Here is a 13,603-nt window from a genome sequence, read left to right as displayed (position 1 = left end):
GTAGCTTCAGAGTTAATAGCAAGGCTCTCTAAAGCGGTTGGGTCAATGGCACCTGCGAAACAAGGTAATAGTTCCGTCTCGATGTCTATGAGCGGCATAGGGCAGAGATGAACGAAAAGTACTGGTAGCGACTTCCCACCGCGGGTTACAGCTGTGCAGTGCCGTTTAAGGGGATTTTTATCGTATCGATTATGCGGCAAAATGCCGAGAGAAGAATCCGCAGTGAACCCCATTTTGCACAACAACGATATATGCCACGTGCTGTGCAGCTAGGTGTTCTCTATCGAGCCGTAGGTGATTCAGCATCAGAGCGGTAGGCATGTAACGCAACGTGTTGACGACAACAGGTTATAGACTTTAACCATTGTACGTAGTGTACAGAAGTACTTGCTCATCAACATTTGGCTACCACCACGATGCCCGCTTCAAGAAATTAAAAGACAGGTGCCACGCTGCAGGAATGCCGGCACAACGAAACCCACTGAGTAAATTTGCGAGTTAAGGTGCTAGCAGGGCCCGCTGTTAACGAAGCATGAAGCGTATCAGAGCTCGCATTGATTCTAGCCTCGCAGGCTAACTGAAGGAGGCTTTAACGTCTCTACCATGAGACCCATAACGTTGCCTGTCCCAGGGGCCGGTGCTCTCTGAGTTGTTGTGTGGTTGTCTTTATTTCTTGTAAGAGATGCTTGTAGGTCTGCGACACGCGTTGAAGGCGCAGGTACGCTGTCGTCCATGCGCCCAGAGCTTGCGCTGTTAGACAACCGGGAACCACGTGACATGTTGCGTAAGCATTCCTCGTCATTAAGTCGAGGACAGAGGAGATCGCGTGGTCTAGTGGTCACCGGGGGTATAGAGTATTTAAAATCAATTATGGTTTGCTCCAAGTCGTTTCGCCTCGCATCTACATAGCAAAAAGCATTTGCTGCCCTTATGTTGCTGCTACGCCTGTTCAAGACATCACTTCCGCACAAGAATTCGAGGATCTTCGTCCACAAACCCCGAACAAAATTCTTTACCCTGGCCCACCAATTATTCCGTTTGCTTCCCACCTCTATAATAACACCTGGAGGAGATGTAATAGAGGCCTTTACGGAGCAGTTATGGAACTTCACATGCCCATTGGCTTCTTCAGATATTTCGCATCTGAGAGACACAACAGCATCGTGCTCTACCTTGCTGTCAGAACTTCCCACAGGGATGGTACACCTTAAATCTTCGGTAATGACGAAGCTGTTTTTCTTGAGTACCTCAACTTTTCTCATAAGCCCTCGTGATCGGGGAGCTAGTGGGATGTCCTCGCCTTCGATGAATAAAATTCCGTTTCTGTTGGTAACTATGCGGCTTGATGCGTTAAGCTCCCTAGTAAGTGGTATCATTATATCGAAGAATAGAGAGGAGCTGAAGCCGCCTTGGTGACAGTGAGTCACGATTTCATCCATAAGATGCAAGCTGGGCCGCGTAATGTTTGGCTTTTTGAGTACTCTGTGAAGAATTCTGAGAGACAAGTACCTATCAGCGTAGTTTCTACGGAATTCTGTCCACCACATATTGTAATTATCCTTCGCCATGTTGGTGATTCCAGGTGGCCCGTGGATAGAGCCGGATTCTTGGATCCCTTCTAAGATCTTGGTCATTTCGGCGCTTCCATAGGACTTTCCATTAAACACCCAGTTGCACCTGGTTACATCTCTAAGGAACGTATCCCCGGCTACATTTTGAGAGTTTGCGTAAGATACACAGAGCGTTTTTTTGAAATTGAACTTCTCAAGAACTTTTAGAAGCGTTTGCCCATCTAAGCTCTTAGTAATTTGGTGCGATGGCGCCATGGAGCGAGATTTACGTTGTTTTCGGGCCTCGCCACTAATGCAGCTTGCTGATGCAGGGTGCTGGGGCACGGTTCGTTTTCCATTGGTAATGGCGCGTCTCTTTTGCGGCGATGGAGTGCGCAAGAATAGCGCACGTATAGCCACTTGGGGAGTAAAACGTGATGTCATGTCTGACATAAAACCAGCTATAGAACCTAGTTTTGCTCTAGCAGTTTCCAATGCTGCAGTTACGGTAATATTAGTACGCCCCGTGAGGGACTTTTGCAATGCTGCAGTGCCCCTATTCCGTTCCACTCCCTGCTCTTCTCCGGGACCTTTGTCGGTTGTATCTTCCGCTACGGAGTGACCTTCTTCGGGCACGGCCCTACTGCCCGCTTGGTGGGGAGTTTCTGCAACTTGATTGTCGTTGCGTTCTTCCGCTTTTGTTTTACTTTGCATGCTGTATACCCCATCTGCAGGTGTTTCACTGTTTTTTGTGCTCCTCCATTGCAGAACTGCCATTCTGGAGTTTCCACCCAATATTTGCATAGAGGCTAAAATGTAAGGGCGAGGCCGTATATCTCGCACTGAACCCATGAAAACTGCCCAAATGTTGGCTATAGGCATCGATAGATTAGCAAGCCTCTGTGTTTCATGTTTCTGCGATTCCACTCCCGTCTTAACCTCGCTTGCAGCTTCTCTGTTGTTACTGGTTACAGGAACAGTGTGTTTTTTTGTTGTGTGTGGACTTGCTGGCATATAACTACCCCAATAATTAAAGCACTAAGAAGAACTAGCGGTACAAGAACTTAAACGAGCCCGGTAAGCGACTCGAGACGGGTACCATGCGCTACTTTCAACCAGACGCCTCAAGCATCGGGAAGAGGTGTTTACTGCTTTAAACACCTCCTGGATGATACCACATTATATTGCTCCTGGCAACTGTGACTGGCAATACTAGGCGCCATATGGCATATTCATATGCCTGCAGTAGAGTGCTTCTACCACTTACAAAAAACAGTTTATGGATTTACCCATGTACGCTGCATGTGTTTGAGGCCCCTGTGGTGGCCTTGGGCTTATCGCACTTTTGAGCAACAGCTGGTGCTTTCTTGCGACGCTGGTGTGTACAAAAGAGGAACGTTTACTGGGATAATGAACTCAGTCTTCAAAATTGGGTGATGTAGGGGTGTGCTATGCGTTGGTATTGATGTTTTTTAAAACCTGTACATGTTCTTCAGGCAACTCTTTGATGAAGCGCGATATCTTCATTGGCTGACTCCAGTTATTGATTTCACGCACAGCTGCACACGAGATGTACAGTCTTTCCTTAGCTCTGGTGATCCCAACGTACGCTAGTCGACGTTCTTCTTCGAGGGAGTTTCCCGTGGCGTCATTCATCGATTTTTCATGAGGGAATACTCCTTCTTCCCAGCCAGGGAGAAATACCACGGGGAATTCCAAGCCTTTTGCTGCATGCAGGGTCATTACATGGACGTGGTTGTTCTCCTCCTCAAAGGAATCGTTTTCGGTCACCAAGCTTATATGTTCTAGAAACTTAACGGCGTCATCAAATGCTGATACCGCGGAGAAAAGCTCTTTTATGTTTTCCAATCTTGCTGTTCCGGCCTCGCCTTCGCCCTTAAGCATCTCAATATATCCGGATTCCTTTGCTATAGCCTTGATCACATTAGCGGGCAGTTCATTGTGCAGTAGCTCCTTCCAGTGAGAAAACTTTTGGAAAAGGTCTTGCAAGCTGTTAGATGCTTTATCAGGTAGAGATCCGTCCTTGACCAACGCGATTCCTGCTTTCATTAGCGACATGCAGTTCTGTCTGGAATAAACGCGAAGTTTGTTGATTGTAGCAGGACCTAATTGCCGCTTAGGTTTGTTCACTATCTTTTCAAACGCTATGTCGTCATGCGGATTAGTAACCACCTTGAGGTAGGCTATTAGGTCACGTATTTCGGTCCTGTGGTAAAACTTGGTTCCCCCTATGATCTTATACGGCACCCCATATCTTACGAAATATTCTTCAAATACGCGGGTCTGGAAACTCGCTCGTACAAGGACTGCAGTTTCATCGAATCTGTAGTCGTAGGAGTTACGGATATGTTCACTTATGTACTGGGCTTCCATTCTTCCATCAAAGAATTTCATAAGCCCGACTTTTGGACCTTCTTGATTTTCCGTCCATAGAGTTTTCTTGAGCCGCGACTTATTGTTGTCAATTATTGCGGATGCTGCAGAGAGTATGTTAGACGACGACCTGTAATTGCGCTCCAGCCTTATTACCTTAGACTCAGGGAAGTCATCTGAGAATCTCAGGATGTTCCCCACTTCGGCGCCGCGCCAGTTATATATTGACTGATCGTCATCGCCGACGCAGCAGAGGTTCTTGTGCTTCCTAACCAGTAAGCGCAGCCATAAGTACTGCACAGTGTTAATGTCTTGGTACTCGTCGACCATTACATACCGGAGCTGATTTTGATAGTGGGAAAGCAGGTCGGGGTTGCGTCCTAACATTATTACGTTGTGCAGCAGCAGATCTCCAAAGTCCGCACAGTTAAGAGTTCTTAGCCTCTCCTGGTATTCTGTGTATATCTTCAGTCCGCAGCTGTCAGAATACCTTTGTAACTCAGTTTCCGTAACGTCACTCGGCAACAGACCGCGTTCCTTCCAGCGCTGTATCGTTTGCAGTATTTTTTTGCACTCTTTTACTTGATACCCTGAGGATAAGTCGCCTGCTACTGTCTTAACCAGCTGCAACTGGTCATCAGTACCTATGATTGTGAAATTGCTCTTCAATCCAACGAGCTCAGCATTGTTACGGAGGATTCTTGCCGCTATAGCGTGAAATGTTCCAAGCCAAATCCCCGTAGCGTCTACTGTATCATTTAACCGCACCAGCATCTCCTTTGCGGCTTTATTGGTGAAGGTTACTGCGAGAATTTCGTGGGGCTGAGCCATCCTGCTCTTGATCATGTAGGCCATTCTGGAAGTAATTGTACGTGTTTTTCCTGTACCAGCGCCGGCTAAGATAAGCACTGGCCCATCAATTTGTAAAACTGCTTCTCTTTGCTCGTCATTGAGCTGCAGCATGAAGTCTTCTTTCAACAGATCTTCAGCGTGCAACTGGGGGCTGCCGAACGGTTGAAAGTCAGTGGATTCCATAATTTCTGTTCCCAGGAGTCTGATAAGCTTGTGTAAACAAGGTGCCCACTATATACCCCAAAGTGACGCACAATCAACAAAAACGAGGAATTACACGATTGGGTTGCTTGTGTTGTAGGCAGTGGGTACAGAGGGAAAGACATGTGCCTTGTGTGGCGGATAAATTGTGGCCTTGCGGCGGGCGCGCTTTGTCTAATTTTTCTGCAGGTTGCTTATGTAATTTCGTGCAGAATTTGGGGAGACACAAATACGGCTTTCACCTTGCAATGCAGTTTTCACAGTGCTGCCTTTGCACACAGAATACTGGCGCAACAAGGCCTGGGTTACGTTTTCGTAGGGTATGTGCTATGTCACGATGAAGAGAAGGCTTCTATGTACTGGGTGCGATGTTCGCAGTATATGCTGTTGCCGGTGAGCATGCTTTCCTAATATTGCTTGCAGGTCCTGTGCCGACAACGGGTGGGGTTGTGATACCTTAATAGATTCCCCTCCTGACAGGCCGTTTGGTGATATTGTGCTGTTGCAGGAATGCGGCAAGAAAGCCCGCCTCCTCGCCATTCCTTGAGCGTGCACTATAAACACAGATATTTCAGAAACGATGAGCGTTTATTGTGCCATTTTACAACTAGCGGTTTACATTGTATGTTCTCTGGTTCACGCTACAGAGGTGTAATGCGTGCTGCAACGGGTTTTGAAGGTGTTTCAGTAGCGCGGTATGGGTTGGAGGCTGGGTTAATTTTGCTATTATGCGAAATGTAGAAAACAATTGCCTTGACCTGGTTTTCAGTGAAAACTAAGATTAGTGGTCCTACAGGTGTGGTTTTCTCAAGATTCATGAGTGATGGTGTTCTGCCGGTTTCGATAGAGAAAGAGTTAGAGGACTCTTATCTGTCCTATGCGATGAGCGTGATAGTGAGTCGTGCTATTCCTGACATTCGAGATGGCCTGAAGCCTGTGCACAGGAGGATTTTGTACTCTATGTACAAGTCCGGGTACAGCCATGATAAGCCGTATAAAAAGGCAGCTAGGGTGGTTGGTGATGTTATGGGTAGATACCACCCTCACGCTGACACCGCTATTTACGATGCCTTGGTGCGGATGGCTCAAGACTTCTCATTGCTTGTGCCCCTTATAGACAGCCAGGGTAACTTTGGTTCCATTGATGGTGATCCTCCAGCCTCTATGAGGTACACGGAAGCGCGTCTAGCGCAGGCAGCTCATTTCTTGCTGAATGACATTGATGAGGATACTGTCGACTTTCGTCCCAACTATGACGAAAACGAGGAGGAGCCCGTGGTTCTTCCTGCGGAGTTTCCCAATGTTTTGGTAAACGGCGCTGGAGGTGTTGCGGTGGGGATGTCTACAAATATCCCTTCTCACAACCTGGGTGAAATTATCGATGCTTGTGTCAGATACATAGATAATCCTTATGTCACTTTAGATGAATTGATGGAAGTGATCCCGGGACCTGATTTTCCCACGGGCGGGGTAATTATGGGCAGTTCTGGCGTCCGTGCCGCGTTTGAGACTGGTCGTGGTACCATAGTAATCCAAGGAAGAACGCACACAGAGGATCTGCCGTCCGGTAGGGAAGCGATAATAATAGATGAGGTTCCGTATCAGACGAACAAGGCCAAGCTTGTGGAGCGGATTCACGAGCTGATAAAGGAAAAGAAAATTGAGGGTGTTGCCGACCTCCGTGATGAATCAAACAAGTCTGGTATCCGCGTAGCTATAGAGTTAAAGAAGCAGACCAATACCCAAGTAGTTCTTAATCAGCTGCTGGGGCTTACACCTCTGAGGACTAGCTTTAGTATAAACACGTTGGTGCTGGACAATAGCCGGCCTCGTACGATGTCGCTTGTGGAGATAATCTCTACCTTCGTGGGATTCCGTAGGGAGGTTATTGTTCGTAGAACGAGATTCCGCCTGAGGAAAGTTCGGGAGCGGGCACATCTGTTCATAGGTATGTATATTGCTGTCTTGAATATAGACGAAATTGTGGCAATAATTAAAGCGTCCAGGGATGCTGCTGAGGCTTCTGTAGCGTTGCGTGAGCGGAAGTGGAGTCCTTCGAAAGAAGTGCAGGATATGATAGAGCTCGTTTCCGACACTACTGGGGTCATAGAGGGGGGAATGTACCAGCTGACGCAGCCGCAAGTTAAGGCTATTTTGGAGATGAGGCTACAGAGGCTTACTGGGCTTGAAAAAGGAAAGTTGGCTGTAGAACTTGAGTCTATGGTGGCTCTTATAACTGAATACACTAAGATTCTGAATACTGACTCCCTGCTTATGGGTATCATCAGGGATGGGTTTTTAGATATAAAGAAGAGGCTGGCAACTCCACGGAGGACTGCCATTGAGGAATCCAAAGGGGATATTGACGCAGAGAGCTTGATTCCGCGCGAAGAGATGGTGGTTACGGTCACGATGAATGGCTTCGTCAAGAGGGTGAAGCTGTCTAATTACAGGGCGCAAAAGCGCGGTGGCAAAGGGCGTGTTGCGCAGGGTATAAAGGAGGAAGACGTAACAACTAAGTTGTTCGTTGTGGACACGCATACGAGCGTTTTGTTTTTCTCAAATGTAGGTAAAGTTTACAAGCTTAAGGTTTATAAGCTGCCTCTGGGTGAGCCTGCATCTCGGGGAAGGTCATTGGTGAATATATTTCCGCTTGCTGAAGGGGAGTCTATAACCAGCGTGATGCCTCTTCCTGGATTTGATCCTGATAGTGGCAGCAATGTCGCGGATTTCGAGGTGGTGTTTGCTACGGCCTCCGGAAACATTCGCCGGAATTCCTTGGCTGACTTCCAGTATGTTCCGTCTAATGGCAAGATAGCCATGGTTCTCAACGAGGGAGATAAGCTAGTTGCGGCGTTGGTGTGCAAAACCGACGATCATGTCTTGCTCTCAAGCAGATTTGGTAAGAGTATTAGATTCTCTGTTAGCAATGTGCGGCAGTTTAAGGGAAGGATGTCTGACGGGGTGAGGGCAATTAGGCTTGCCGAAGGTGATCAGGTAATTTCAATGTCTATCCTGCATGGTGCAGAAGCTAGCTCTGAGGTGCGTGAGGCGTATTTGAAGGTTCCTGTAGAGTCGAGAATAAAGATTGCTGAGGAGGGGAGTGTCTCCGGAAAGGTTGCTGGAGTGCTGGGGAATTTGGGTCTAGATAATCAGACCTTCCTCAATATGGCCAAGGACGAGCAGTTTATTTTGACCGTTACTGAGAACGGGTTTGGAAAAAGGACTTCCGCGTATGAATATCGCGCAACTTCGCGGGGTGGAGTGGGAGTGTTGAACATACTCACCACGGCGCGCAATGGGCACGTTGTTGCGAGTTTTTCTGTAGCCCATAGTGATCAGGTCATGCTGATAACTGACAAGGGTAAGCTTATACGCATAGCGGTGTCAGACATCAGGATAATAGGGCGGAGCACGCAGGGCGTGACATTGTTTAAGACGGAGAAGGACGAAAGGGTTGTTTCCGTGGCTACTGTGGTTGACAGTGGCGATGATGGTGATAAAGAAGAGGGGGAGCAGTTTTCCGCTGAAGGTTGATGGAAGTAGTAGATGATATTTTCAGCCGGTTTTCTGATGACAATCCCAAGCCAGCAATAGAGTTGGAATATCGCAATGATTTCACTTTGCTGGTTGCTATAGTATTGTCTGCGAGAGCCACTGATGTGAGCGTTAACAAAATTACTGCAAAATTGTTTGATATTGCTGATTCTCCGAAAAAGATGCTCAGTTTAGGGCAGGAGAAACTCAAGAGTTATATCAGCAGTATTGGCCTGTATAACTCAAAAGCGAAGAACATTATTAAGCTTTGTGAGGAGATTGAAGGCAAGTACTGCGGGGCTATCCCGAATGATTTTGAATTACTTACAGCACTTCCTGGTGTTGGACGGAAGAGCGCAAATGTGTTCCTAAATTCAGCTATGGGAGTTCCCACCATAGCGGTTGACACACATGTTTTTCGGGTTAGCAACAGGATGGGGTTGGTAAACGAAAAAAGCGTTTTGAGTGTTGAAAAATCGCTCAATAAGGTGATACCGGAAAGGTGGAAGTTATATGCCCATCACTGGTTGGTCCTTCACGGTAGATATGTGTGTAAAGCTCGTACGCCGCTCTGTCACAAATGTATAGTAAACGACTTGTGCCGAAGCAGCAGGTATTCCTGAGTCAGCGTGTTGTGAGGTCCGTGTGCAGCGGGCTTTTGCTGCGAGTCCGAGCGCATGTAGGCTGCTGCTACTATGTGTGGCTTTGTTTTTCATAGTGCACTCAGTAATTTTTTGTGCGTTGTACTTCAGGCATGGTGCTTTGCAGCTTCAATTTTATTTGCCGTTCAAGTTTATAAATTCTTCATGCCGTACTCTTGCATACTTGGGGTGTTTTTGGCACTACGAAAAGAACCCCGATACTAATCGCGGTGGTGACTGGTTGTGTTCTCAGACTGTACCCAGGGATACGGGATTGAGTTTGAGTGTTGTGCCAAGCACCAAGATACGACGTAAGTAACTTCCGTTAATGAAATTTTGCTAGTAACACGAAAGCACAGTGTGACTTAAATACTGTGTTATGTTACGAACGTAATTATACAGCAGATAAGGTCATGGGTTGCTCAGTTACTGATAGAGGGGGTCTAACCCCAATGAGGTCATTCGGGTTGCTGCGTAATTTCCATCATAATCTGCGCAGAAGAGGGTATGGAATGCTGTAGTTGTCGTGTGAGGTTCTACTACGGGCATAAAATTGGGAAAACTGTTTTTATGTTTAAAGCCCGTAATGTTGCACTTATGGAGGGGCGATTAGGGACAAGCTTGGTGGGAGTCATAGATTTCAAGTGATATACGAGTAGTGCTTGGAAATTTAGTAAGTTGTGGCGGAAGTTTGTCAGGTCACAAAGTGTAAATATTTTTAGCAACGCTCAGAGCTAGATGGTTTGTGGTCTTAATCTTGAATTCTTCGTGGAAAATGACCAATCCCAGCACCGTGCACATCCTAAAATTATTGACTGTGCGAGGGCATATCCTTACATTACGTGCGAATTTGTGTAGGAGAGCTGCGATGAGTATGGAAAGTATTAGTGAGTTTTTCGTGCGTTACCGAGTAGCTGTTGTAGCTGTTGTTTTCCTGTCTATTGCTGCATCTGGCATTGCGTTTTGGTTTGATAGCCGCAGTAAGCAGGCATTGATTTTGAGTGGTGATTCTATATATTCTGCGCTGCAACATGGCGACTCACCAATCGTTCCTGGTCTGAGGAAGGTTATTGAGGAGTCGAAGGGCATAGCTGTCAATCTTGCCGAGTTTAGGTTGGCAATGCAGTATGTTAAAGACAAGGACCTTGCAGCCGCTAGGAAACTATACTTTTCGTTGGCTGAGGACAAAAAATTGTCTAGGGAATTACGGGAGCTGGCCGAGTATTTTGGTGCAATAATAGCGCTCAGTGAGGGTGATTTAGGTGAAGATATAGAGCAGAGGCTTTTGCGGCTGGCTACTGGCAAAGATGCTGTGTACAAGTCATCTGCTAAGGAGGCTTTGATATTAATGAAGCTAAAGAAGGATGACATTAGTGGTGCGGTACTGATCATGAAAGAAGTCCTGGGAGATCCTGTGGCGAACTCTGAGATCAAAAGGAATGTGGAAAATCTGCTCCGAGTGTATGGCAATAAGTGAGTTTCTGTTGCATGTACTCTTGAAAAAGTGACACCCAGTTATTAGTTTAGATGTGTATCGAGTAGTGTAGTGGGGGATGTAGTGGCAGGTGTTGTAGAAGAAATGGAATTTGGGGCCGAGGTCGGCAAGGTACTGAGCCTTGTAGTACATTCCCTGTACACTAATAAGGACATTTTTCTCAGGGAGCTGGTATCAAACGCGTCAGACGCGTGCGACAAGATAAGACACGAGTTTTTGTCTGACCACAGCTTGCTGGAGGAAGGTGAAGAGCTAAGGATAGTGATATCTGCAGACAAGGATAAAAAAGAGCTCGTTGTCGCCGATAATGGCATTGGAATGAATCGCCAGGAGCTGATTGAAAATTTGGGGACAATCGCCCGTTCTGGTACGCAAAGGTTTCTTGAGGCACTGGGTGACAGCAAAGCCAAGGGATATGATTTGATAGGAAAGTTTGGGGTTGGTTTTTACTCCGTCTTCATGGTTGCCAGCGAGGTGGTGGTTGACACTCGCAGGGCAGGAGAGAATGTAGGATACAGATGGAAGTCTAATGGTGACAGCGGGTTCGCCATTGAGGAACTAGACGATGCTCTTCCAAGGGGGACTAAGATAACTATGACCCTGAAGGAAGATGAGGTGGACTTCTTAGACAAGTTTCGGTTGGAGCACGTGATCACCACATACTCAGATCATGTTGGCTATCCGGTGTACTTTTTGGATGACAAAGGAAACGAGGAAAAGCTGAACAGTGGTGTTGCAATATGGACAAAGCCAAAAGCCGAAGTTACCGCTGAAGAGCATAAAGAATTTTTCCGTTCCGTAGCTCATATTGGCAGTGATCCTTGGATGGTTATTCACAACAAAAACGAGGGTGCTATTGAATACACAAATTTGTTGTACATCCCCTCTATCAAGCCTTTTGATCTCTTTCATCCAGACAGAAGGTGCTCTGTAAAACTGTATGTAAACAGAGTGTTCATCACGGAAGATAATGTGCAAATCATTCCTCAATATCTGAGGTTTATTCGTGGTGTCATAGACTCATCTGACCTGCCGTTGAATATAAGTAGGGAGACTCTGCAGAATAACCGCGTGATAGAGAAGATTAAGGCTTCGGTCACCAAAAAGGTTCTTTCGTCCTTGCGTGAAAGGTCTGAGAGTGATCCAGAGAGCTATAGCAAATTCTGGGAAAACTTCGGTCCTGTGCTTAAGGAGGGGCTATGCGAAAGCTTGGATACGGAATCCCGCGAGGGATTACTATCAGTTTGTAGATTCCACAGTAGCAGCAGTAAGCAGGAGCTGACTAGTTTGGCGGATTACATATCTAGAATGAAGCCGGGACAGGAGAACATATTTTATCTTACGGGTAACGATCTGGAATCTACAATGAGAAGCCCGCAGATAGAGAGGCTAGTAAGCAGTGGTGTCGAAGTTTTGCTTCTCGTTGATCCCGTTGATGACTTTTGGACCAGCGTGGTGTCTGAATACAAGGGAGTGTCCTTAAAGTCTGTTATACGTGTTGATGAGAAGGACTTGGAGAAGTGTCTTGGTGAGACCGAGGATGGTGAGGGTAAAGATAAGGATTCCGCAACGGGGGCTGAGTTAGATAAGGAAAGGGTGGATGCTTTTGTTGAGTATCTGAAGAAAGTGCTTAGCGACGTAGTGAGCGATGTGAGGGTGTCGAAGAAGCTCACGACCAGTTTAGTGTGTCTTGCTGTGCCTGATAGCTCCATGGATATCCGTATGGAAAGATTCCTCAGGGAGCAAAAACAGTTGAACTATAAGGGTTCGCGTATTCTCGAGATTAATGCTGAGCATGATGTGTTTAAAAACTTGCTTAAAGAGTATGGTGCGCAGGGTGAGAGCGACTTTCTGGCTAATGTAGCCCATTTGCTGTTTGATGAAGCGTGCATTATAGAAGGCGAAGAAATTCGTAGTACGGTCGACTTTGCAGGTCGCATCAACCAAGTTTTGGGTAAGTTGTTGGGTGGTAGCGCTTAGTTTTTAGCACTCTGCTTGGATGCGTAGCAGCATAAAAGCTTTACGAGTTGCGTGACTGCTTTTCTGAAGCCGAGCTCTTTTGGGGAGTGAAGTGTGGCGCTTTGTTGGTATCGCGTTTAGTCGGCTTTATCTCGGAATTTTCATGAGTCCGGTGGTTAGTAGTGCCCAGGGCTCCTTCGAACACCGGTAGTGTGCCGCTTTTGCCTACGGTCGGCGCACGATGGTGACTGTTTTATAGCATTCCGCATGTTGTATTTTCTTGTTGCTTTACACATTTGCGTTGCTAGCTTTTGGTCTCTGTTTTTTCGTCAGTACTGTTCTTGCTGTGAAGCTGCATACCAAATGCATCGCCGTGAAACGTCAATTAGAGCATGCAATTCTTGCTTACTAGGTGTCAGTTTTTACTTGTACATGCCTTACATTGTGGCTTTGGGTTTGGGGCACTGGAACTCTTCCTTGAGTAAGGTGGCGCCTATTTTAGCACTGGGGCTTTGTTTATATGTGTGCTGCAAGAGCTTACTCTGTAATGTGGATGGCTTTTTTCCACTTTCAATTAGCCACATTTCTTACGTGTTGCATTTCTGTGTCAGGCATAGGTGCGCCTGTTGATGACAATGACGTGAGCTGAGTTACTCAAGATATCCTGTGGAAAAGCAATGAGATGTGGTGGATTTATCACATTGGCGCAGTTTGGTTTCTACAATAATTTGCTCCAATAGGTTTACGAGCGGCTGTACCGTTTTTCATAGCACTTAAGTCCATATTTTTCAGTGGCGTAATAGTCACCTTTCCCGTGCAAAGTAGGCGTTTTTTAGTTACTTCTGGTAAGGTTTATCTTTGTTTTTATCGGGTATAGTGTTTTACCGCTATGACAGACATTTGTCTCTATTGCTTTGTAGCAGCTATAGGTTGGAAAAGTTCACATTGGATTCGTGTTCCGAATACAAATTTAG

The 13,603-nt window shown here is 46.4% G+C and carries 6 protein-coding genes; 4 read left to right on the top strand and 2 right to left on the bottom strand.

The window, feature by feature from the left end; all coding sequences use genetic code 11:
• Positions 1–560: 560 nt before the first annotated feature.
• The gene (locus ANPL_RS03260; protein WP_169193328.1) at positions 561–2,564 is read right to left on the bottom strand and encodes a hypothetical protein; all 2,004 of its coding nucleotides are present in this window, start codon (positions 2,562–2,564) and stop codon (positions 561–563) included.
• Positions 2,565–2,999: 435 nt separating this feature from the next.
• A complete protein-coding gene (locus ANPL_RS03255; RefSeq protein WP_169193327.1) occupies positions 3,000–4,979 on the bottom strand; it encodes an ATP-dependent helicase in 1,980 nt (659 codons plus the stop codon).
• Between the two features lie 834 nt (positions 4,980–5,813).
• Between ANPL_RS03255 and gyrA the strand changes: the two genes are divergently transcribed.
• The 4 genes from gyrA (at position 5,814) to htpG (ending at position 12,650) form a co-directional block, all read left to right on the top strand.
• Positions 5,814–8,534: a DNA topoisomerase (ATP-hydrolyzing) subunit A gene (gene gyrA, locus ANPL_RS03250; RefSeq protein ID WP_169193326.1), complete on the top strand. Its 2,721-nt coding sequence runs from the start codon at positions 5,814–5,816 to the stop codon at positions 8,532–8,534.
• Positions 8,534–9,157, top strand: coding sequence for an endonuclease III (gene nth / locus ANPL_RS03245; protein ID WP_169193325.1), 624 nt, complete (start codon positions 8,534–8,536; stop codon positions 9,155–9,157). The genes gyrA and nth overlap by 1 nt, the downstream gene beginning before the upstream one ends.
• A gap of 892 nt (positions 9,158–10,049) precedes the next feature.
• Positions 10,050–10,652, top strand: coding sequence for a hypothetical protein (locus tag ANPL_RS03240; RefSeq protein ID WP_236822794.1), 603 nt, complete (start codon positions 10,050–10,052; stop codon positions 10,650–10,652).
• A 102-nt stretch (positions 10,653–10,754) separates the two neighbouring features.
• Positions 10,755–12,650, top strand: a complete 1,896-nt coding sequence (gene htpG / locus ANPL_RS03235; RefSeq protein WP_169193648.1) for a molecular chaperone HtpG — start codon at positions 10,755–10,757, stop codon at positions 12,648–12,650.
• Positions 12,651–13,603: the final 953 nt, after the last annotated feature.

Source organism: Anaplasma platys, assembly GCF_012790675.1.
GTDB lineage: Bacteria > Pseudomonadota > Alphaproteobacteria > Rickettsiales > Anaplasmataceae > Anaplasma > Anaplasma platys.
Note: the sequence above shows the minus strand (reverse complement) of the source record. Positions and strands in the feature narration are given on the sequence as shown.

What these genes read in the sequence shown, in the direction of transcription:
- ANPL_RS03260 (WP_169193328.1), bottom strand. Translation starts at nt 2,564, where the DNA reads ATGCCAGCAAGTCCACACACAACAAAAAAACACACTGTTCCTGTAACC.
- ANPL_RS03255 (WP_169193327.1), bottom strand. Translation starts at nt 4,979, where the DNA reads ATGGAATCCACTGACTTTCAACCGTTCGGCAGCCCCCAGTTGCACGCT.
- gyrA (WP_169193326.1), top strand. Translation starts at nt 5,814, where the DNA reads ATGAGTGATGGTGTTCTGCCGGTTTCGATAGAGAAAGAGTTAGAGGAC.
- nth (WP_169193325.1), top strand. Translation starts at nt 8,534, where the DNA reads ATGGAAGTAGTAGATGATATTTTCAGCCGGTTTTCTGATGACAATCCC.
- ANPL_RS03240 (WP_236822794.1), top strand. Translation starts at nt 10,050, where the DNA reads ATGGAAAGTATTAGTGAGTTTTTCGTGCGTTACCGAGTAGCTGTTGTA.
- htpG (WP_169193648.1), top strand. Translation starts at nt 10,755, where the DNA reads ATGGAATTTGGGGCCGAGGTCGGCAAGGTACTGAGCCTTGTAGTACAT.